The organism is Burkholderia mayonis (assembly GCF_001523745.2).
In the GTDB taxonomy this organism is placed as follows: Bacteria; Pseudomonadota; Gammaproteobacteria; order Burkholderiales; family Burkholderiaceae; genus Burkholderia; species Burkholderia mayonis.
The window spans coordinates 238,658-259,375 of the sequence record NZ_CP013386.1; the positions used below are offsets into that span (position 1 = coordinate 238,658).

Consider the following 20,718-nt stretch of genomic DNA (forward strand, 5'->3'; position numbering starts at 1 on the left):
CGAGAAATCGCGCCCTTTTGCATGGAGCACTACGAAAGATGCGCGGCCGCACGCGCCGCGAGCGCCTATCATCGTCAGGTTGTTCCGCAGAGGAAGACTCACGAGGAGAGACGTCATGGCGGCACGTGTGCAGCGCATCACCCCCTTCCTGTGGTTCGACGGCAACGCCGAGGAAGCCGCGACGTTCTACGTATCGGTGTTCGACGACGCAAAGATCACGCGCGTCGCCCGCTACGGCAGCGAGGGCGCGCAGGCGTCCGGGCAGGGCGAGGGCACCGTGATGACGGTCGCCTTCGAGCTCGACGGCCAGAGCTTTGTCGCGCTGAACGGCGGCCCCGCGTTCCAGTTCAATCCGGCCGTGTCGTTCGTCGTCAACTGCGCAACGCAGGACGAGATCGATTACTACTGGCGCCGGCTGTCCGAGGGCGGCGACGAGAGCGCGCAGCAGTGCGGCTGGCTCAAGGACCGCTTCGGGCTGTCGTGGCAGATCGTGCCCGCGCAACTGCCGGAACTGCTGACGGGCGCCGATCCGTCGAAGGCGTCGCGCACGATGCAGGCGCTGATGCAGATGAAGAAAATCGACCTCGCGGCGCTGCAGCGGGCCGCGGCCGGCTGAGCGCCCGCCTGCCGTTTCGCTGCCGTCGGTCCTTCGCGTTCGCCGCCTTTCGACGACAATACGGGCTTCTCCGCAGCGGAGACACGGAATGAAGCCAATCGGTGTGACGCGTGTCGCGATCGTCGGCGGCGGCGTGGCGGGCCTTGCGGCGGGCGTCGAGCTCGCGCGCCGGGGCTGCGATGTGCGGCTTTACGAGGCACGCGACGTGGTGGGCGGATGCGCATCGACGACCGACGTCGACGGCTTTCGCTTCAACGACGGCGCGCTGTTCGTCGCGCTGCCGCGCCTGCTCGATCACGCGTTCGCGCGGCTCGGGCTCGATCGCGCGGCATGCGCGCCGCTGCGGCCGATCACGGTGCCGCAGGCGTCGTGGCTGCCGGACGGCACGCGTGTGACGCTCGGCGCGCGCGGTGCGGCGTTCGTCGACGGTGCGCAAGGCGCCGAGCGCAGCGCGGTGCTGCGGGCGGAGATTGCGCGCTGCGTCGACAAATGGCGGCCGCTGCTGCAGGTCTTCGTCGACGATCTGCTGATCCGGCCGCGGTCGCTGCCGCATTTCCTCGCGAAGACTTGGCGTCATCTGCCGAAGCTGCGCGGCACGCTCGCGGCCGAGCTCGCGCGCGATTTCTCCGATCCGGACGCGCGCGCGGCGCTCGCCGCGGTCACGCTGTACACGGGGCTGCCCGCCGAGCGCACGCCTGTCTCGCAGATCGTCGGATTGATCGCGCTCCTCGACGACGGCCTGTATTTGCCCGAAGGCGGGATGGGCGCGATTCCGCGCGCGCTCGCGGACGCGTTCGTTGCGCACGGCGGACAGGTGCACACGGGGGCGGCGGTCATGCGGATTCGCGTCGCGGGCGGCCGCGTGCGCGGGCTCACGCTCGCGTCGGGCAAGCAGATCGACGCGGATGCGGTCGTGTCGACCGTGAGCGGGATGGCGACGTTCGCGCGCCTCGTCGAGGCTGCCGACGCGCCGCGAGCGATGTTGCGCCGCGTCGCCCGCGCGCCTTTGTCGCATCGCGTGCTCGGCATCCAGCTCGGGCTGCGCAACCGGATCGAGCCCGTCGCGTATTCGGTCAACCATCTGCCGCCCGCGGGCGACCAGCGGGCGATGCTGTCGCCGCAGCCGGACGGCGTGCGTTGGTTCAACTACACGGTGCCGACGGTCACGCTGCCCGGGCTCGCGCCGCCGGGCGGCAGCATTGTCGAGATGTTCGCGGCCGTCGACGCGCACACGCCGCTCGACGCGTGGACCGACGCCGCGAAGACGGCGGCCGCGCAGCCCTGGATCGACGCGCTCGCGGGCCGGCACCGGCTCGACATCGCGACGCTGCGCGTGACGAGCCCGCGGGGTCATGCGGAGCGGCTCGGCCTGTACGAAGGCGCGCTTTACGGGCTGTCGCCCGCCGCGCGGCCGGATCAGCAGTTTCCACACGCGATGCCGATCGACGGGCTGTATCTCGCCGGCCAGACGACATATCCGGGCTTCGGCGTGACGACATCGATGCTGTCGGGCGTCTTCGCGGCCGACGCGCTCGCGTCGCGCGCGTTGCGGTGAGCGGCGGGCGGGCGCGGGCGCTCGAGCATAGGCGCCGAGCGCCGGGCTCGCCGCAAACACGCCCTTCGAGACCGCGTCGGCGTTTTCCAGCGGGCGGGCCCGTTTCGGCGGCGCGCGCGGCAAGCATGAAGACGTTGGCTGCAAGGGTCGCCCGCCGCCGATCCCGCCCCCAAAACCCGCTTAACGCCCGCCCTTCAACGCCGCAACCGATTCCGAGAAATACCCCCGTTTCCCCGCTTTCCTCGACCGATCGCCCGTTGACCGCCGCGGGAATAATCGGTGTCACTGAAAAGCGGCATCCCGCCGCGCCCGCATGGAGGCCCTCGTGGCAGAGGACAGCGATCTCGAACGGACAGAAGCCGCGACGCCCAAGCGCCGCGAGAAGGCGCGCGAGGAGGGGCAGGTCGCGCGCTCGCGCGAGCTGGCTTCGTTCGCGCTGCTGTCGGCGGGCTTCTACGGCGCGTGGCTCCTGTCCGGCCCGATCAGCGAGCATCTGCGCACGATGCTGCACGCGGCGTTCTCGTTCGACCGCGCAACCGCGTTCGACACCCATCGGATGCTGTCGCACGCGGGCAGCCTGAGCCTCGAAGGTCTCTACGCGCTCGCGCCCTTGCTCGCGCTGACGGGCGTCGCGGCGCTCGCCGCGCCGATGGCGCTCGGCGGCTGGCTCGTGTCGACGAAGACGTTCGAGCTGAAGTTCGAGCGCCTGAATCCGATCACGGGCCTCGGCCGCATTTTCTCGATTCAAGGGCCGATCCAGCTCGGGATGTCGATCGCGAAGACGCTCGTCGTCGGCGGGATCGGCGGCATCGCGATCTGGCGCAGCAAGGACGAATTGCTCGGCCTCGCGACGCAGCCGCTCCACGCGGCGCTCGCCGACGCGCTGCATCTCGTCGCCGTGTGCTGCGGGATGACGGTCGCGGGAATGCTCGTCGTCGCGGGCCTCGACGTGCCGTATCAACTCTGGCAGTACAACAAGAAGCTGCGCATGACGAAGGAAGAAGTGAAGCGCGAACACCGCGAGAACGAAGGCGATCCACATGTGAAGGGCCGGATTCGCCAACAGCAGCGCGCGATGGCGCGCCGCCGGATGATGGCGAACGTGCCGACGGCCGACGTCGTCGTCACGAACCCGACGCACTTCGCGGTCGCGCTCAAGTACACGGACGGCGAGATGCGCGCGCCGAAGGTCGTCGCGAAGGGCGTGAACCTCGTCGCCGCGCGGATCCGCGAGCTCGCGGCCGAGCACCACGTGCCGCTCCTCGAAGCGCCGCCGCTCGCTCGCGCGCTCTATCACAACGTCGATCTCGAACGCGAGATTCCGGGCACGCTGTATTCGGCCGTCGCCGAAGTGCTCGCGTGGGTGTATCAGCTGAAGCGCTTCCGCGCCGAAGGCGGGATCGCGCCCGAGACGCCCGTCGATCTCGAGGTGCCCGCCGAGCTCGACAAGGGCAAGCACGTCGCGCCGGAAGACGAGCAGGAAGAGGCTGACGACGTGCTTGGCCGTCACGCCGCCGGAGGCGCCGCATGAACATGCCGGCCGGTTTCCTCGGCAAGCGCGCGCAGCTTCTCGACGGCGCGAACCTGCGCGCGCTCGCGGGCCCGATCCTCATCTGCATGATTCTCGGGATGATGATCCTGCCGCTGCCGCCGCTGCTGCTCGATCTGTTCTTCACGTTCAACATCGCGCTGTCGGTGATGGTGCTGCTCGTCAGCATGTACACGATGAAGCCGCTCGACTTCGCCGCATTCCCGAGCGTGCTGCTGTTCTCGACGCTCTTGCGCCTGTCGCTGAACGTCGCGTCGACGCGCGTCGTGCTGCTCGAAGGCCACACGGGCCCCGACGCGGCCGGCCAGGTGATCGAGGCGTTCGGCCACTTCCTCGTCGGCGGCAACTTCGCAGTCGGCATCGTCGTGTTCGTGATCCTGATGATCATCAACTTCATGGTGATCACGAAGGGCGCGGGCCGGATCGCCGAAGTGTCCGCGCGCTTCACGCTCGACGCGATGCCCGGCAAGCAGATGGCGATCGACGCCGACCTCAACGCCGGCCTCATCAACGAAGAGCAGGCGAAGAAGCGCCGCCAGGCGGTCGCGCAGGAAGCGGAGTTCTACGGGTCGATGGACGGCGCGTCGAAGTTCGTGCGCGGCGACGCGATCGCGGGCCTCATCATCATGGCGATCAACGTGATCGGCGGCCTGATCGTCGGGATGCTCCAGCACGACATGAGCTTCGCCGCGGCGGGCAAGAACTACACGCTGCTCACGATCGGCGACGGCCTCGTCGCGCAGATCCCGTCGCTCGTGATCTCGACCGCGGCGGGCGTGATCGTGTCGCGCGTCGCGACCGACGAGGACATCGGCACGCAGCTCACGACGCAGCTCTTCACGAACCCGCGCGTCTTGATGATCACGGGCTCGATCATCGTGCTGATGGGCCTCATCCCGAACATGCCGCACTTCGCGTTCCTGCTGCTCGGCGCCGGCGCGATCTGGCTGTCGCGGACGTTGACGAAGCGCGAAGCCGCGAGGAAGGCGGCGGGCATGGTCGCCGAGATCGCGCCGCCGGCAGCGCTGCCGGCCGACAGCCACGAAGCGACTTGGGAAGACGTCACGCTCATCGATCCGCTCGGCCTCGAAGTCGGCTATCGGCTGATTCCGCTCGTCGACAAGAACACCGACGGCGAACTGCTCAAGCGGATCAAGAGCATCCGCAAGAAGTTCGCGCAGGAAATCGGCTTCCTGCCGCCCGTCATCCATATCCGCGACAACCTCGAGCTGCGTCCGAACGCTTACCGGATCGCGCTGAAGGGCGTCGAGGTCGGCGTCGGCGAAGCGTACCCGGGTCAGTGGCTCGCGATCAATCCGGGCCAGGTGACGGCCGCGCTGCCGGGCGCGCCGACGCAGGACCCGGCGTTCGGGCTGCCTGCCGTCTGGATCGACACGTCGTTGCGCGAGCAGGCGCAGGTGTACGGCTACACGGTCGTCGACGCGAGCACGGTCGTCGCGACGCACCTCAATCACCTCGTCGTCCAGCACGCGGCCGAGCTGCTCGGCCGCCAGGAAGTGCAGGCGCTCATCGAGCGGACCGGCAAGGATGCGCCGTCGCTCGTCGAGGACCTCGTGCCGAAGACGATCTCGCTCACCACGCTGCAGAAGGTGCTGCAGAACCTGCTCGACGAGGGCGTGCCGATACGCGACATGCGCACGATCATCGAGGCCGTGTCCGAGCAGGCGGGCCGCATCACCGATCCGTACGAGCTCACGGCCGCCGTGCGTCTCGCGCTTGGCCGCGCGATCACTCAGCAGTGGTATCCGGGCGTGGGCGAGATGCAGGTGATGGGACTCGACGCGAATCTCGAGCGCGTGCTGTCGCAGGCGCTCGCCACCGGCGCGAATCCTGGCCTCGAGCCGGGCCTCGCGCACACGCTGCTCATCGGCACGCAAGACGCGATGCTGCGTCAACAGAACATGGGGCTGCCGCCCGTGCTGCTCGTCCAGCACGCGCTGCGCGCGATGCTCGCGCGTTTCCTGCGGCGCAGCCTGCCGCAATTGAAAGTGCTGTCCTACGCCGAAGTGCCGGACACGCGCACGATCAAGGTCGTTAACGTCATCGGGGGTACCGCTTGAACATTCGCAAATTCATTGGCCCGACGAGCCGCGACGCGCTGCGCCTCGTGCGCGAAGCGATGGGCGCCGACGCGGCGGTACTGTCCAACCGGACGCTCGACGACGGTCGTGTCGAGATCGTCGCGCTGCCCGCCGCCGAGCTCGCCGAAATCTCGACGCAGCGCGCGGCCGCCGAAGCCGCACACGGCGCGGCCCAGCCGCAGCCGCAAGCGCTGCGCCAGCCGGCGCTGTATCCGTCTTCAGCGCCGTCGTTCGCGTCGCCCGCCGCCTCGGTCATCTTTCCTTCGGCGAACGCGTCGGCGCTGCGCGCCGCCGCGAATCCTTACGCGGCGGGCGGCATCCCCGACGTGTTCTCGTCGGTGTTCGGCGCGAGCGTCGATGCGGCAGCCGACGACGATGCGCCGGCCGCCGTCGCGCAGCCGGCCTCTGCGCCGTCCGAGCCTGCACCGTGGCTCGTCGAGCATGCGAAGCGGCTGACGAAGCAGCACGAGGAACTCGTCGCGCGTCCGCGCGCGGCGACGGCTGCCCCGCATGCGCCGCGCGAGCGCGCGGCCGCCGACGAGCCGCCCGAATGGGCGCGCGACATCGTGCGCAACACCGTGCGCCGGCTGCCGGCCGACGATGCGTCAACGTCGGGGGCCGCGGCGCTGCGCCTGCCTGAAGACACGGCGACCGTCGTCGCGGACGCGGTGAAGGCGCGCATCGAGCGCATCGTCAACGACACGGTGATGCAGGAGCTCGGCTCGCTGCGCGAGCTGATGGAAGAACAGTTCGCGGGCCTGATGTGGAACGAGCGCCAGCGCCGCAATCCGGTGCACGGCGCGCTGACCAAATATCTGTTCGCGGCGGGCTTCTCCGCGCAGCTCGTGCGGATGGTCGTCGACAACCTGCCGGAAGGCGGAGGCTACGACACGCTCGACGCGGCGGCCGACTGGGCGCACACGGTGCTCGCGGCAAACCTGCCCGTGCTCGACAGCGAGGACGCGCTGATGGAGCGCGGCGGCGTGTTCGCGCTGATGGGGCCGACGGGCGTCGGCAAGACAACGACGACCGCGAAGCTCGCGGCGCGCTGCGTGATGCGCTTCGGCGCGAGCAAGGTCGCGCTCTTGACGACGGACAGCTACCGGATCGGCGGCCACGAGCAACTGCGCATCTTCGGCAAGATTCTCGGCGTGCCGGTGCACGCGGTGAAGGATGGCGGCGATCTGCAGCTCGCGCTCGCCGAGCTGCGCAACAAGCACATGGTGCTGATCGACACGATCGGCATGAGCCAGCGCGACCGCACGGTGTCCGACCAGATCGCGATGCTGCACGGCGCGGACACGCCGGTGCAGCGCCTGCTGCTGCTGAACGCGACGAGCCACGGCGACACGCTGAACGAAGTCGTGCAGGCGTACCGCAGCGCGGCCGGCCAGCCTAAAGCGGCCCTGCCCGATCTCGCGGGCTGCATCCTGACGAAGCTCGACGAGGCGAGCAACCTGGGCGGCGTGCTCGACACGGTGATCCGCTACAAGCTGCCGGTGCACTACGTGTCGACCGGCCAGAAAGTACCCGAGAACCTGTACGTCGCGACGAAGAAATTCCTGCTGAAGAGCGCGTTCTGCGCGCCGCGCGAGGATTCGCCGTTCGTGCCGCACGACGACGATCTTCCGGCGATGCTGTCCGCGTTGAGCGTGCGCGCAGGCAACGAACTGCACGAGGTCCGCTTTGGATAAACGCATCACCGACCAGGCCGAAGGATTGCGGCGCCTGCTCGCCGGACGCGCGTCGCGCGTCGTCGCGGTGACGGGCGGACCGTCGGGCGTCGGCTGCACGTCGACGGTCGCGAATCTCGCCGCGGCGCTGACCGCGCTCGGCAAGGACGTGCTCGTCGTCGACGAGCGCGCGAACGTCCGCTCGATCTCGGCGACGCTGTGCGGCTCGTGGTTGCGCGGCGGCGAGCCGGTGCGGCACGAGCTCGGATTCGCGATATGCGAGGCGTCGCGGCTCGCGCGCGGCGGCTACAGCGAGACGCAGCTCGCGACGCTCGGCGACGGCGCGGCGGACATCGTGCTGATCGACGCGCAGCTCGACGCGAACGGCGCGCTGTCGGCGCTCGCGCGCGACGCGCACGACGTGCTCGTCGTCACGCGCGTGTCGGCGTCGGCGATCACCGAGGCGTACGCGTGCATGAAGCGGCTGCATTACGCGCATGCGCTCGCGCAGTTCCGCGTGCTGACGAATCACGTGCAGAGCGCCGCCGACGCGAAGGCCGCGTACGAGAACCTCGCGGGCGTCGCGAGCCGCTATCTGCGGGTGTCGCTGTCGGACGCCGGATGCGTCGCCGCCGATACGCTGATCGAGCGCGCGCGCGGGCTCGCGCACACGGTGGTGGACGCGTTTCCGTCGGCGGCGGCGGCGCGCGATTACCGGCAGATCGCTGCCGATCTGCTGTATTGGCCGATGCGCCCGGGTCCGGGCGTCGGCCGGGTCCGGACGGGAAGTTCGGCGTTTGAACGGGGTGCGGCTCATGCCGCCTGAACGCCACGACGAAGAGAGGGCACGATGTATAACGCTCAAGGCAAGATTTCCCAGGACGAAGTGCTGACGCAATACGCGCCGCTCGTGCGTCGTCTCGGCCTGCAGCTCGTCGCGAAGATGCCGGCGAGCGTGGACCTCGACGATCTGATCCAGGCCGGCATGATCGGCCTGCTCGACGCGGCGAGCCGTTACAAGGAAGATCAGGGCGCGCAGTTCGAGACCTACGCGACGCAGCGGATCCGCGGCGCGATGCTCGACGAGCTGCGCAGCAACGACTGGCTGCCGCGCAGCCTGCGCAAGACATCGCGCGAAGTCGAGCACGCGGTTCACCAGGTCGAGCAGCGGCTCGGCCGCTCGGCGAACGAAACGGAGGTCGCCGCGCATCTGCAGATGCCGCTCGGCGAATACCAGTCGATGCTGCAGGATCTGCACGGCAGCCAGCTTGTCTATTACGAGGATTTCGACCGCTCGGCCGACGACGAGCCGTTCCTCGACCGCTACCGCGCCGACCACGCCGATCCGCTGTCCGCGCTGCTCGACGGTCATCTGCGCAGCGCGCTCGTCGATGCGATCGAGCACCTGCCCGAGCGCGAGAAGCTGCTGATGTCGCTGTACTACGAGCGCGGCCTGAACCTGCGCGAGATCGGCGCGGTGCTCGAAGTGAGCGAGTCGCGCGTATGCCAGCTGCACAGCCAGGCGGTCGCGCGGCTACGCGCGAAGCTGCGCGAGCAGACGTGGGTCGGCACGGAGAGCTGAGCCGTCCGTGCGACGATCGGGCGCGAAACGGGAAAGCGCGCCGACGAAGCCGGACGAAATGCCGCGCGCGAGCGGCCGGCCCGCCCGATAGGAAAATTTCGTCTCGATTTGCTACAATCCCACCTCGTTTCCGAGGAGCGTTGCGACGGGCCCCGCCCGCCAGGCTCGGAAATGGTCAACCGAGCGGTGTGTCGGCGCAGTATCGTCGCGTAGCGGCGATCGTTCCTGCCGATGCCGGCCGCTTACTTGAACGGCGCTCACGTCACAATTTTCTAGAACTTTTTTAGAAAGGAGGGCGTGATGAACGCCGCTGTCATCGATTCCAATTCCTCGCAAGATTACGTCGTCGCCGATATCGCGCTTGCCGGCTGGGGCCGCAAGGAGCTGAACATCGCCGAGACCGAGATGCCCGGCCTCGTGCAGATCCGCGACGAATACAAGGCGCAGCAGCCGCTCAAGGGCGCGCGCATCGCGGGTTCGCTGCACATGACGATCCAGACGGGCGTGCTGATCGAGACGCTGAAGGCGCTCGGCGCCGACGTCCGCTGGGCGTCGTGCAACATCTTCTCGACGCAGGATCACGCGGCGGCCGCGATCGTCGAAGCCGGCACGCCCGTCTTCGCGTTCAAGGGCGAGTCGCTCGACGAATACTGGGAGTTCTCGCACCGCATCTTCGAATGGCCGAACGGCGAGTTCGCGAACATGATCCTCGACGACGGCGGCGATGCGACGCTGCTCCTCATCCTCGGCGCGAAGGCCGAGCAGGACCGCTCGGCGATCGCCAAGCCGACCAACGAGGAAGAAGTCGCGCTCTTCAAGTCGATCGCGCGCCACCTCGACATCGACGCGAACTGGTACTCGAAGCGCCTCGCGCACATCAAGGGCGTCACCGAAGAGACGACGACGGGCGTGCACCGCCTGTATCAGATGGAAAAGGACGGCCGCCTGCCGTTCCCGGCGTTCAACGTGAACGATTCGGTGACGAAGTCGAAGTTCGACAACCTGTACGGCTGCCGCGAGTCGCTCGTCGACGGCATCAAGCGCGCGACCGACGTGATGATCGCGGGCAAGGTTGCGGTGGTCGCGGGCTACGGCGACGTGGGCAAGGGCTGCGCGCAATCGCTGCGCGGCCTTGGAGCTACCGTGTGGATCACGGAAATCGATCCGATCTGCGCACTGCAGGCGGCGATGGAAGGCTACCGCGTCGTGACGATGGAATACGCGGCCGACAAGGCAGACATCTTCGTGACGGCGACCGGCAATTTCCACGTGATCGGCCACGATCACATGAAGGCGATGCGCCACAACGCGATCGTCTGCAACATCGGCCACTTCGATTCGGAAATCGACGTCGCGTCGACCCGCCAGTACCAGTGGGAAAACATCAAGCCGCAGGTCGACCACATCATCTTCCCGGACGGCAAGCGCGTGATCCTGCTGGCGGAAGGCCGCCTCGTGAACCTCGGCTGCGCGACCGGCCACCCGTCGTTCGTGATGTCGAACTCGTTCGCGAACCAGACGCTCGCGCAGATCGAGCTGTTCGTGCGCGGCGAGCAGTACGAGAACAAGGTGTACGTGCTGCCGAAGCATCTCGACGAGAAGGTCGCGCGCCTGCACCTCGCGCGCATCGGCGCGCAGCTCTCCGAGCTGTCCGACGATCAGGCGTCGTACATCGGCGTGCCGAAGGCGGGCCCGTTCAAGCCGGATCACTATCGTTACTGATATCTTGATCCGTACCCGGCGCGCGGGCGCCGGGCGGCCGCTCGCCTGACGTCCGCCGCGCGCGGCGCGTCGGCGGGCGAAGTGCGCCGCCCGACGCGTCGTGCGTTCTCATCTTCCGGGGCGGCCGCACCCGGCCGGATCGTCAACCGCAGAAGGAGCTTCACATGACCGTCATCCTGACCTGGATCATCAACGCGCTCGCGCTCTTGATCATCACGTACCTCGTGCCGTCGATCCACATCAAGAGCTTCGGCACGGCGCTCATCGTCGCGGTCGTGCTGGGCCTCATCAATGCGGTGATCCGGCCGATCCTGATCCTGCTCACGCTGCCCGTGACGATCGTCACGCTCGGCCTCTTCATCCTCGTCGTGAACGCGCTGTGCTTCTGGCTCGCGGCGTCGCTGCTGAAGGGTTTCGAAGTGTCGGGATTCTGGTCCGCGTTCTTCGGTTCGATCCTGTACAGCATCGTGTCATGGCTGCTGTCCGCCCTGATCTTCGGTCAGCGCAACATCGGCTGACGGGGTGATCCCTGAATCATGAACCCGATCGAACTTTCCTTTGAATTCTTTCCGCCGAAGACGGCGGAAGGCGTCGACAAGCTGCGCGCGACGCGCGCGCAGCTCGCGCCGCTCAAGCCGAAATTCGTGTCCGTCACGTTCGGCGCGGGCGGCTCGACACAGCAAGGCACGCTCGACACCGTGCTCGACATGCAGAAGGCGGGGCTCGAAGCCGCGCCGCACCTGTCTTGCATCGGCTCGTCGAAGGACAGCCTGCGCGCGATTCTCGACCAGTACCGCTCGCACGGCATCCGCCACATCGTCGCGCTGCGCGGCGATTTGCCGTCCGGCATGGGCGAGGTGGGCGAGCTGCGCTATGCGTCCGAGCTCGTCAGCTTCATCCGCGCCGAGCACGGCGACTGGTTCCGGATCGAAGTCGCCGCCTATCCGGAGTACCACCCGCAGGCCCGCTCGCCGAAGGCCGATCTCGAGAACTTCGTGCGCAAGGTGAAGGCGGGGGCGAACGCCGCGATCACGCAGTACTTCTACAATGCGGACGCGTACTTCCGCTTCGTCGAAGACGCGGCGAAGCTCGGCGTCGACGTGCCGATCGTGCCCGGCATCATGCCGATCACGAACTTCTCGCAGCTCATGCGCTTTTCCGAGATGTGCGGCGCGGAAGTGCCGCGCTGGGTCGCGCGCCGGCTCGAGAGCTTCGGCGACGACAAGGACTCGATCCGCGCATTCGGCGCGGACGTCGTCACGGGTCTTTGCCGGCGACTGATCGACGCGGGCGTGCCCGGTCTGCACTTCTACACGCTGAACGGCGCGGCGGCGACGAAGCTCGTCTGCGAGCGGCTGGGTCTCTGACGCCGGCTGGCGCGCAGGCGGCGCGTCAGCGAGTACGACGAGGCGAAACCTTTCGGTTTCGCCTCTTTTTTTGCCCGAATTTCCGTGTTCGATCGACAGGCGCGGCGCGCAACGAAGCGCCGCCGCGCCACTGCACGCCGTTCATGCCTGCGCGCGAACGAGCGGCGGCCGCTTGTCGAACCACGGGCGCGCGAGCTCGAGCTGGCGCGCGAGCTTGAAGAGCCGGGCGTCGTCGCCGTGGCGCGCGACGAACTGAACGCCGACCGGCAATCCGCGCGGCGTCCAATGCAGCGGCACCGACATCGCCGGCTGCCCGGTCAGATTGAAGAGCTCGGTGCAGCCCGCCCACGCGAACGCCTTCTGCGACGCCTCCGCGAGCATCCGCTTCAGCAGCGGCTTCACCGGCAGCACGCCGAGCATCTCCATCTGCCGCGTCTCGAACGGCGTCGGCTGCATCTCGCCGATCTTGATCGGCGGCGCGGCAAGCGTCGCGCACAAGATCACGTCGTAGCGCGATACGAGGCCCGCGACGCGCGCGGTGATCTGCCGCTGCAGCTCGAGCATGTGCGGCAGCCGCTCGCGCGCGAGCCGGCGGCCGACCTGCGCCATCGCCCAGGTCGCGGGCTCGAATTCGGCGCGCGCGGGCTTGCGTCCGGTGATGTTTTCCGCGCCGAGCACGAGCTCGTCGGCGATCGTCGCCCAGATCGTCAGGAACACTTCGTTGACCTGCGCGAAGTCGAGATTGAGCGACGTCGGCTCGACGATATGCCCGAGCGACGCGGCAAGCGACGCAGCCCCGTCGAGCGCGTCGAGCACGTCGGCGGACAGCGCCGGCGCGAGCATCGGGTCCGTCACATAGCCGATCTTGAGCGCGGGCGGTGGCGCGTCGAGCGCGCCGAGGTACGCGTCGGGCGCGCCGGCGGCATCGAGCCGGCCCGGTGCGGCCCGTCCCGTCGTGATGTCGAGGAGGAGCGCGCTGTCACGCACGCTGCGCGAGACTGCATGCTCGACGACGATTTCGCCCGGCACGGGCCACGGCGCGAGCGCCGGATCGCGCGACGGCTTGAAGCCGAACAGCCCGCAGCACGACGCGGGAATCCGGATCGAGCCGCCGCCGTCGGACGCGTGCGCGAGCGGCACGATGCCCGCGGCCACGGCCGCCGCGGAGCCGCCGCTGGAGCCGCCTGGCGTGTGATCGAGATTCCAAGGGTTGCGGCACGCGCCGAACAGCGCGGGCTCGGTGTACGGCATCTGCCCGAGTTCGGACGTGTTGGTCTTGCCGAAGATGTTGAGCCCGGCCGCCTTCGTCCGGGCGACGAGCGGCGAATCTTCGGCCGGCACGTAGTGGCGATAGTGGCGGCTGCCGAGCGACAGCGGCAGCCCGCCCACCGCGGAGCCGAGATCCTTGACGAGATACGGCACGCCGGCGAGCGGCCCGTCGAGCGCGCCATTCGTCGCGCGGTCGCGCGCGGCTGCGTAGTCGTTCAGCACGATTGCGTTGAGCGCCGGATTGAGCGCTTCCGCGCGGCCGATCGCGGCATCGAGCAGCTCGCGCGCGCTGGCTTCGCGCCGCGCGACGAGCTGCGCGAGACCGATTGCGTCGTGAGACAGATAGTCGGACTGCACGGTCATCTCCCGTGGTGACGAGCGGCTACCGATTCGGAATTCGGAATGCGGAATTCGGAACGGGTGAAGCGGCGCCCGCGCCCGCGCATCGCGCGCGGGTGCGGCGATTGCATGCAGCTTACAGATGTTCGGTGAGGAACGTCAGCGTGCGGCCGTGCGCGAGCGCCGCCGCGCGCTGGTCGTACGTCGCGCGATCCGAGCAGTTGAAGCCGTGCTGCGCGTCCGGATACAGGTAGAACTCGGCGTTCGCGCGGCCGGCGAACGCGGCCTTCACGTTGTCGACTGCATCGGGCGGGATCGACTGGTCGTGGCCCGCGTAGTGGAAGAGGATCGGCTGCGCGATCTTCGCCGCGACGTCGACATGATTCTGGATGCCGCCGCCGTAATACGCGACCGCGACGTCGACGTGCTGCCGCGCCGCGGCGAGATACGCGAGGCGCCCGCCGAAACAATAGCCGATCGCGGCGAGCTTGCCCGCGACCTCGGGGCGCGCACGCAGCGCCGCGGCGACCGCGCCGATGTCGGCGACCGCCTGCGCGACGTCGGTCTTCTGAAGCAACTCGATGCCTTTTTCGCGGTCCGCGCCCTCGTAGCCGAGCTCGACGCGCGGCTGCGTGCGCCAGAACACGTCGGGCGCGAGCGCGACGTAGCCGTCGGCCGCGTACTGGTCGGCGACCGAGCGAATGTGGCTGTTGACGCCGAAGATCTCCTGAATGATGACGACGGCCGGGCCCTTGCCGCGCTTGGGCAGCGCGAGATAGCCGCCGAACGCGTCGTTGCCTGCGGGGATGTCGATCCATTGCGAAGCCATGCTGATCTCCTGGCAAAGCAGGACCGGTAACGGTCCTGACGGTGAATGTAAAAGCGGGACTCAGTGTGCCATCAAACCTTCGTCGATGCAGTGCCGAGCGATGCCCGCGCAACGCCCGTGCCCGATGTGTTCGCGCGAGCCTTCTCGCCGCGCGATCGGATCGATCTGGATTATTCATTTTTCAGTGCCGTCGCGCGCGGTTACAGTCGTTGCATCGGTCGTTCGATCCCGCCCGTCTCCCGCGTGACCGCATCCGCATCCCTGCATCCATTCGAGGATTCGCCATGACTTCCCGCATTGCCCCGACTCCGTTCTCCGCCCGCTTCGAATTGCGCCTGCCGCTCGTGCAGGCGCCGATGGTCGGCGCGACGACGCCCTCACTCGTCGCGGCCGCGTCCAATGCCGGCGCGCTCGGCAGCCTGGGCGGCGCGTCGTTCGCGCCCGACAGGCTCGCCGCCGAGATCGCCGCGGTGCGCGCGGCGACGAGCCGTCCGTTCGCCGTGAATCTGTTCGTGCTGCCCGACGCGCATCCGGACGACGCGACCGTGCGTCGCGCGCTTGCCGCGATCGACCCATTGCGCGCGCAGTTCGGGCTGCCGCCCGGTGCGCCGCCCGCGCGCTACGCGCCCGACTTTCGCGCGCAGCTCGATGCGCTCGTCGACGCGCGCGTGCCGGTTGCGAGCTTCACGTTCGGCGTGCTCGACAAGGAAGACGTCGCGCGGCTGCAGGCGGCGGGCACGTACGTGATCGGCACCGCGACGCACGTCGCCGAAGGCCTCGCGTGGCAGGCGGCGGGCGCCGACGCGATCTGCGCGCAGGGCGCGGAAGCGGGCGGCCATCGCGGCACGTTCATCGGCTCGGCCGAAGACGCGCTCGTCGGCACGATGGCGCTCGTGCCGCAGCTCGTCGACGCGACCGGCCTGCCGGTGCTCGCGGCGGGCGGCATCATGGACGGACGCGGGATCGCCGCCGCGCTTGTGCTCGGCGCGCAGGCGGCGCAGCTCGGCACCGCGTTCCTCACGTGCGCGGAAAGCGCGATCCCCGCGTGCTGGAAGGCACGCCTGCTCGCGAGCGACGACACGTCGACGGCCGTCACGCGCGCGATCACGGGCCGGCATGCACGCGGCATCCGCAACGCGCTGATGGCGCAACTGACCGAGCGACTCGATTCGGTCGCGCCGTACCCGATGCAAAACGCGCTGACGCAAGAGCTGCGGCAAGCAGCCGCGCGCGCAGGCGACGCCGAGTATCTGTCGCTGTGGTCCGGCCAGGGCGCACCGCTCGGCAAGCACCGCGACGCCGCACAAACGACCGCGCAACTGATCGATGCGCTCGACTCGGAGTGGCGCGCGACGCTTTCGCGCCACATTATTTCGGTTGACTGACGAATCGGCCGGCGCGACAAAAACGCGCGCCGCCCGCGTTGTCCGACACGCTCTGTTCACCGAATTATTTCAACCGGAAGACATTGATTAAAAACATGATTGAAATCGCTTTCCCAATCATTAATTGCGCCTTTCATTTCCTCATCCGAATTGGCGGAAACCCTTACGTTTAGCGGGTTTGCGGCCGATCGGACCAGGTTCGCCGCAAGCGCGACATCGGTAGTCGTCCCAGTTCTCTAAAAACGTCCCACTTATTAATTTGATCGCCTACACTTGCGCGCAAGCACGTGAGGGCCGCCCCGCATGCGGTGCATCGCGCGCTTGATTGGTGCAAGTGCATAAACCAATGCAGCCGGCGAATCGTCCAGTGATTTTTTGTCGAACACGAGGATCGGTGCGGGGCGTCGGTGAAGGCGTTTTTTGGATTGAAACTGGAGACTTCCATGAATATCAAGATGCAAAAGCTGCTGCCGATCAGCGCGGCAGCTATGCTGTTGGCTGCAGCCGCCACGAACGCCGCTGCCGACCAGATCGTCAAGATCGGCCACGTCGCACCGTTGACGGGCGGGATCGCCCACCTCGGCAAAGACAACGAAAACGGCGCGCGTCTCGCGGTCGAGGAGATCAATGCGAAGGGTCTCACGATCGGCGGCCAGAAGATCACGCTCCAGCTCGATGCACAGGACGACGCGGCCGACCCGCGTACCGCGACGCAGGTTGCGCAGAAGCTTGTCGACGACAAGGTCGTCGCCGTGGTCGGCCACCTGAACTCGGGCACGTCGATCCCGGCGTCGAAGATCTACAGCGATGCGGGCATCGTGCAGATCTCGCCGTCGGCGACGAATCCGGCTTATACGCAGCAAGGCTTCAAGACGACCTACCGCGTCGTCGCGACCGACGCACAGCAAGGTCCGGCGCTCGCCAACTACGCGCGCTCGAAGGGCATCAAGAGTGTCGCCGTCGTCGATGATTCGACCGCGTACGGCCAGGGCCTCGCGAACGAATTCGAGAAGAAGGCGAAGGCGCTCGGCCTGAAGGTGGTGTCGCACGACGCGACGAACGACAAGGCGGTCGACTTCCGCGCGATCCTGACGAAGATCAAGGGTGAAAATCCGGATGCCGTGATGTACGGCGGCATGGACGCGACGGGCGGCCCGTTCGCGAAGCAGGCGAAGCAGCTCGGCCTGCGCGCGAAGATCCTTGCGGGCGACGGCGTCTGCACGGAAAAGCTGTCGGACCTGGCGGGCGATGCGACCGACAACGTCGTGTGCTCGGAAGCGGGCGCGTCGCTCGAGAAGATGCCGGGCGGTGCGGCGTTCAGGGCGAAGTACGAGAAGCGCTTCGGCCAGCCGATCCAGATCTACGCGCCGTTTACGTATGACGCGGTGTACATCATCGTCGACGCGATGAAGCGCGCGAACTCGACCGATCCGGCGAAGATCCTCGCGGCGATGCCGAAGACGAACTACACGGGCGTGATCGGCACGACGACCTTCGATTCGAAGGGCGATCTGCAGCACGGCGTGATTTCGCTGTACGACTACAAGAACGGCAAGAAGACGTTCCTGGACGAAGTCAAGATGTAACCGTCTGCGCGGCTGACGGAGGGGGCGGGGCGCGCATGCCGAAAGGCGTGCGCGCCTCGTTTTTTGAGAGGAAGAAAGAGGACAAGCGGAGCGGGTGATCGGGCGAATGCCTCGGAGGCTTGCCGGCGCCGGATCAGATCTTCAGCCGGCTCAGCACTTTCGGCGCGACGCTCGCGACGAGCGCCGCACACAGCGCGACGATCGACAGCCCGACTGAAAGATTGGCCGCCTGCGCGACCGCGCCGATCACGACCGGCCCGAACAGCAGCCCGAAGTACGCGAGCCCCGCAACGTGCGCGAGCCCTTCGGCCGCGTGGATGCCTTCGACCCGCGCGGCGGCGGCGAACAGCACGGGCATCATATTGGCGAGGCCGAGGCCCATCAGCGTGAAGCCCGCCAGTGCAACGAGCGGATACGGCAGCGCGAGCGCGCCGATCATGCCGACGCACGCGAGCGTCGCGCTCGCGCAGACGAGGTGCGGCGCGCCGAAGCGTGCGCGGACCGCATCGCCCGCGAAACGCGCGGCGGCCATGCCGCCCGAGAACGCCGCGTACGCCGCGCTCGAGAACGCCGGCGACGCGGATACGACGTCGCGCATGTAAACAGTCGCCCAGTCGTACATCGCGCCTTCGGCGATCAGCGCGATGAGCGCGATCGCGCCAAGCGCCCACAGCGGGGTCGAACGCCAGCGGTTCGCGCGCGGGCCGCCGGCCGCGGCGGCATCGGCGTGCGGCACGTGCGGCAGCACTGCCGGGCATGCGACGACGAGCACGAGCGCGCTCGCGAGCGCGGCGAACGCGAGATGCGCGGCGCTCGCCATGCCGGCCGACAGCAGCGCGCCGCCCGCGGCGGCGCCCGCCATTCCGCCGACGCTGAACATCCCGTGCAGCATCGACATGATCGGCTTGTCGAACGCCGATTCGACCGCGCTCGCCTCGGCGTTCATCGCAACGTCGAGCGTCGCCATCGAGAAGCCGAACAACACGAGCACCGCGAGCAGCAGCGGGTAGGACGGCACGACGAGGATCAGCGCGCCGCATGCGGACATCGCGAGGCCGCCCGCCAGGCACGCGGTGCGGGAGCCGACGCGCGCGATCCAGCGCGCGTTGGTCGTCATCGCGACGATCGAGCCGATCGCGGCCGCGAGGAGTGCGAACGACAGCAGCGCGGGCGACAACGCGAACTTGTCTCGCACGGTCGGTACGTGCACGCCCCACGACGCATACATCATGCCGGCGACGAAGAAGAGCGCCATCGTCGCCGCCCGCGCGCGCTGGCGGGCGGATGCCGGAAGCCGGCGATGGATGGAGGCGGGCGAAGCGAGATCGGGCGACTGATCGGACACGGAAGGAAGGCTCGGCGGGAGACGGGGTGAGATCAGGGGGAGATTGGGTGGGAACGGCGCGCGAAGCTTACGCGGCGTTTAGCAAAACAGCGCAGATTCTAGCGGAGCGCGTCGCGTCTTGCTTGCGCTTGCCGGGTTGCGCGCGATGCGTCGGCGAGTGCATGCTTGGCGTGCGCCGCCGCCGTTGGCTTGAGGGCCCGCCGATCGCACCTGCCGGGCGCGCCGACGCGTTCGGCGCGCCCGGCCCGGACGGACGCCGGTCCGGCCCGAGCGTTTCACCCCCGCATGCGAGGATCACACACGTGCACATTTCCGCCGTCTTGCCGCTTCATCTTCTACACCGCAATGCGCTCGGCACGCTCGCGACGCACTCCCACGCGCCCGAAGGCTATCCGTATCCGACCGTCGTGCCGTACGCGGTCGACGCGCAGCACCGGCCGGTCGTGCTCGTGAGCGGGCTCGCCGAGCACACGCGCAATCTCGCGGCCGATCCGCGCGCCGGGTTTCTCGTCGTCGACGGCCTGGGCGATGCGGCGGGCGCGTCGGACAGCGTGCTCGAGGCGGAACGCGCGACGCTCGTCGGCCGCTTCGAGCCGGCCGGCATCGATCCGCACGTCGCTGCGCGCTACCTTCGCTATCACCCGGACGGCGAACGCTATCTCGCGCTCGGCGATTTCACGTTCTGGGCGCTCACGTGCGAGCGGCTGCGCTATATCGGCGGATTCGGGCGGATGGGCTGGCTCGACGCGGCCGAACTGGATCCGCTCGCGCCTGTCGGGTACGACGACGAGCGCGCGCTATGGGACGAATACGACGCGTCGCGAGCGCGGCGCATAGGGCTCGAATTGCTCGGCGTCGACCGCTACGGCGCGGACTGGCGTTTGAATGGATCGAGGCGGCGCACGCCGTTCGACGTGCCGAAAATGGATGCCGATGCGCTGTCCGCGGCGTTATGGGAGGCGGCGGCCGTTTCGTTTACGTAAAGCAGCGGGGCCGATTATGAGCGATTGCGCACATTGCGGGCGTATTAAACGAGATAAGGCGACGGCTACGCTTTGAATCCGTGGAACCTTTCGTTTCATGAAAACTTCTAATTCGATCGCCCAGGTCAATTGCGCAATTTGCGAGCTTAAAATATGTACTGAATTCAGCCAATCCGCTTGTAAGACTAGCAATAATTGCAAATGAAGCGGATGCTGGTCAATTTGAACAATCAAATCACAAAATACAACGCTTATTTTCTGCGATACGGTATTCGCTGATTTCTTTTTTGTGCTAACCTTTGATCCGATTATCCGAGGCATCGTTAGTTAAGATGGCAAGCCGGCTGAAGATCGGCACCATTTGGTCAGATAAAAGGGAATTTATGTCTTCTTACAAGGACCTTCTCGCTCAGCGAGAGAAGCTGGAGAAGCAGATCGAAGAGGCCAAGTCGCGCGAATACGCGGAGGTATTGAGCGACGTCAAGCAAAAGATCGCCGATTACGGTTTCACGCTCGCAGAACTCGGTCTCGGTCGTGGCAAAGTCGGAAAGGCGGGTCGTCCCCGCGCCGGCGTCGCGGCGAAATACCGCGACCCGGAATCCGGCGCGACATGGTCGGGCCGTGGGAAGCCTCCTCGCTGGATCGCCGGCAAGAATCGCGAGCAATTCGCAATCTGAGCGCATCCTGCCTGCCAAACACAAAAGGCCACGCCCCTCGAGGGGAGCGTGGCCTTTTGTGTTTTGGAAGCCGGCGCTCGCGGCCGGCATTTGTCACATAAATGTCATGTTTAGTTGTAAATGAAAATGCGTTGCGTTT

Annotated in this window: 18 protein-coding genes and 1 riboswitch; of the genes, 15 read left to right on the forward strand and 3 right to left on the reverse strand. The window is 67.7% G+C overall.

The genetic code is table 11. The features are described from left to right. The first annotated feature begins 115 nt into the window (after positions 1 to 115). The 10 genes from WS70_RS01225 (at position 116) to metF (ending at position 12,166) form a co-directional block, all read left to right on the forward strand. Positions 116 to 616 carry a VOC family protein gene (locus WS70_RS01225; protein ID WP_059473806.1) on the forward strand — a complete coding sequence of 167 codons (501 nt, stop codon included), beginning with the start codon at positions 116 to 118 and terminating at the stop codon, positions 614 to 616. 88 nt (positions 617 to 704) lie between these two features. Next, positions 705 to 2,171 carry a phytoene desaturase family protein gene (locus tag WS70_RS01230; RefSeq protein WP_059473805.1) on the forward strand — a complete coding sequence of 489 codons (1,467 nt, stop codon included), beginning with the start codon at positions 705 to 707 and terminating at the stop codon, positions 2,169 to 2,171. 325 nt (positions 2,172 to 2,496) lie between these two features. Then, positions 2,497 to 3,702 carry a flagellar biosynthesis protein FlhB gene (flhB, locus tag WS70_RS01235; RefSeq protein WP_059473846.1) on the forward strand — a complete coding sequence of 402 codons (1,206 nt, stop codon included), beginning with the start codon at positions 2,497 to 2,499 and terminating at the stop codon, positions 3,700 to 3,702. After that, the gene (gene flhA, locus WS70_RS01240; RefSeq protein ID WP_059473804.1) at positions 3,699 to 5,801 is read left to right on the forward strand and encodes a flagellar biosynthesis protein FlhA; all 2,103 of its coding nucleotides are present in this window, start codon (positions 3,699 to 3,701) and stop codon (positions 5,799 to 5,801) included. The genes flhB and flhA overlap by 4 nt, the downstream gene beginning before the upstream one ends. Continuing rightward, positions 5,798 to 7,516 carry a flagellar biosynthesis protein FlhF gene (flhF, locus tag WS70_RS01245; protein WP_059473803.1) on the forward strand — a complete coding sequence of 573 codons (1,719 nt, stop codon included), beginning with the start codon at positions 5,798 to 5,800 and terminating at the stop codon, positions 7,514 to 7,516. Before flhA ends, flhF begins: the two co-directional genes overlap by 4 nt. Then, complete coding sequence (locus tag WS70_RS01250) at positions 7,509 to 8,321, forward strand: MinD/ParA family ATP-binding protein (protein ID WP_059597563.1); 813 nt, start codon at positions 7,509 to 7,511, stop codon at positions 8,319 to 8,321. Before flhF ends, WS70_RS01250 begins: the two co-directional genes overlap by 8 nt. Before the next feature lie 24 nt (positions 8,322 to 8,345). After that, positions 8,346 to 9,077 (forward strand): RNA polymerase sigma factor FliA, encoded by a 732-nt coding sequence (locus WS70_RS01255; protein ID WP_059473801.1) that lies wholly within the window; start codon positions 8,346 to 8,348, stop codon positions 9,075 to 9,077. Positions 9,078 to 9,203: 126 nt separating this feature from the next. Next, a riboswitch (S-adenosyl-L-homocysteine riboswitch) is annotated at positions 9,204 to 9,343 on the forward strand. A 34-nt stretch (positions 9,344 to 9,377) separates the two neighbouring features. Beyond that, positions 9,378 to 10,799 (forward strand): adenosylhomocysteinase, encoded by a 1,422-nt coding sequence (gene ahcY, locus WS70_RS01260; protein WP_059473800.1) that lies wholly within the window; start codon positions 9,378 to 9,380, stop codon positions 10,797 to 10,799. A gap of 164 nt (positions 10,800 to 10,963) precedes the next feature. Next, complete coding sequence (locus WS70_RS01265) at positions 10,964 to 11,317, forward strand: phage holin family protein (RefSeq protein ID WP_059473799.1); 354 nt, start codon at positions 10,964 to 10,966, stop codon at positions 11,315 to 11,317. Positions 11,318 to 11,335: 18 nt separating this feature from the next. Then, positions 11,336 to 12,166 (forward strand): methylenetetrahydrofolate reductase [NAD(P)H], encoded by an 831-nt coding sequence (metF, locus tag WS70_RS01270; protein ID WP_059473798.1) that lies wholly within the window; start codon positions 11,336 to 11,338, stop codon positions 12,164 to 12,166. Between the two features lie 141 nt (positions 12,167 to 12,307). On the opposite strand, the gene WS70_RS01275 is transcribed toward metF, so the two are convergent. Then, on the reverse strand, positions 12,308 to 13,798 hold the full coding sequence (locus tag WS70_RS01275; protein ID WP_059473797.1) for an amidase: 1,491 nt from the start codon (positions 13,796 to 13,798) through the stop codon (positions 12,308 to 12,310). A gap of 112 nt (positions 13,799 to 13,910) precedes the next feature. Further along, positions 13,911 to 14,603: a dienelactone hydrolase family protein gene (locus tag WS70_RS01280; protein WP_059597562.1), complete on the reverse strand. Its 693-nt coding sequence runs from the start codon at positions 14,601 to 14,603 to the stop codon at positions 13,911 to 13,913. Positions 14,604 to 14,666: 63 nt separating this feature from the next. Here WS70_RS01280 and WS70_RS32275 point away from each other — a divergent pair, with 63 nt between their 5' ends. The 3 genes from WS70_RS32275 (at position 14,667) to WS70_RS01290 (ending at position 17,574) form a co-directional block, all read left to right on the forward strand. Then, positions 14,667 to 14,891 (forward strand): hypothetical protein, encoded by a 225-nt coding sequence (locus tag WS70_RS32275; protein WP_203235994.1) that lies wholly within the window; start codon positions 14,667 to 14,669, stop codon positions 14,889 to 14,891. Beyond that, positions 14,888 to 15,988, forward strand: coding sequence for an NAD(P)H-dependent flavin oxidoreductase (locus WS70_RS01285; RefSeq protein ID WP_059473795.1), 1,101 nt, complete (start codon positions 14,888 to 14,890; stop codon positions 15,986 to 15,988). The genes WS70_RS32275 and WS70_RS01285 overlap by 4 nt, the downstream gene beginning before the upstream one ends. 443 nt (positions 15,989 to 16,431) lie before the next feature. After that, the gene (locus tag WS70_RS01290; RefSeq protein ID WP_059597561.1) at positions 16,432 to 17,574 is read left to right on the forward strand and encodes a branched-chain amino acid ABC transporter substrate-binding protein; all 1,143 of its coding nucleotides are present in this window, start codon (positions 16,432 to 16,434) and stop codon (positions 17,572 to 17,574) included. Positions 17,575 to 17,707: 133 nt separating this feature from the next. Here WS70_RS01290 and WS70_RS01295 read toward each other — a convergent pair whose 3' ends face one another. Then, complete coding sequence (locus WS70_RS01295) at positions 17,708 to 18,919, reverse strand: MFS transporter (RefSeq protein WP_059473793.1); 1,212 nt, start codon at positions 18,917 to 18,919, stop codon at positions 17,708 to 17,710. A gap of 302 nt (positions 18,920 to 19,221) precedes the next feature. Here WS70_RS01295 and WS70_RS01305 point away from each other — a divergent pair, with 302 nt between their 5' ends. Both WS70_RS01305 and WS70_RS01315 read left to right on the forward strand, forming a co-directional pair. Further along, on the forward strand, positions 19,222 to 19,902 hold the full coding sequence (locus tag WS70_RS01305; RefSeq protein ID WP_059597560.1) for a HugZ family pyridoxamine 5'-phosphate oxidase: 681 nt from the start codon (positions 19,222 to 19,224) through the stop codon (positions 19,900 to 19,902). A 383-nt stretch (positions 19,903 to 20,285) separates the two neighbouring features. Further along, a complete protein-coding gene (locus WS70_RS01315) occupies positions 20,286 to 20,579 on the forward strand; it encodes an H-NS histone family protein (RefSeq protein WP_010107038.1) in 294 nt (97 codons plus the stop codon). The last annotated feature ends 139 nt before the right edge of the window (positions 20,580 to 20,718 follow it).

What these genes read in the sequence shown, in the direction of transcription:
- WS70_RS01225 (WP_059473806.1), top strand. Translation starts at nt 116, where the DNA reads ATGGCGGCACGTGTGCAGCGCATCACCCCCTTCCTGTGGTTCGACGGC.
- WS70_RS01230 (WP_059473805.1), top strand. Translation starts at nt 705, where the DNA reads ATGAAGCCAATCGGTGTGACGCGTGTCGCGATCGTCGGCGGCGGCGTG.
- flhA (WP_059473804.1), top strand. Translation starts at nt 3,699, where the DNA reads ATGAACATGCCGGCCGGTTTCCTCGGCAAGCGCGCGCAGCTTCTCGAC.
- WS70_RS01255 (WP_059473801.1), top strand. Translation starts at nt 8,346, where the DNA reads ATGTATAACGCTCAAGGCAAGATTTCCCAGGACGAAGTGCTGACGCAA.
- ahcY (WP_059473800.1), top strand. Translation starts at nt 9,378, where the DNA reads ATGAACGCCGCTGTCATCGATTCCAATTCCTCGCAAGATTACGTCGTC.
- WS70_RS01265 (WP_059473799.1), top strand. Translation starts at nt 10,964, where the DNA reads ATGACCGTCATCCTGACCTGGATCATCAACGCGCTCGCGCTCTTGATC.
- metF (WP_059473798.1), top strand. Translation starts at nt 11,336, where the DNA reads ATGAACCCGATCGAACTTTCCTTTGAATTCTTTCCGCCGAAGACGGCG.
- WS70_RS01275 (WP_059473797.1), bottom strand. Translation starts at nt 13,798, where the DNA reads ATGACCGTGCAGTCCGACTATCTGTCTCACGACGCAATCGGTCTCGCG.
- WS70_RS01280 (WP_059597562.1), bottom strand. Translation starts at nt 14,603, where the DNA reads ATGGCTTCGCAATGGATCGACATCCCCGCAGGCAACGACGCGTTCGGC.
- WS70_RS01285 (WP_059473795.1), top strand. Translation starts at nt 14,888, where the DNA reads ATGACTTCCCGCATTGCCCCGACTCCGTTCTCCGCCCGCTTCGAATTG.
- WS70_RS01290 (WP_059597561.1), top strand. Translation starts at nt 16,432, where the DNA reads ATGAATATCAAGATGCAAAAGCTGCTGCCGATCAGCGCGGCAGCTATG.
- WS70_RS01315 (WP_010107038.1), top strand. Translation starts at nt 20,286, where the DNA reads ATGTCTTCTTACAAGGACCTTCTCGCTCAGCGAGAGAAGCTGGAGAAG.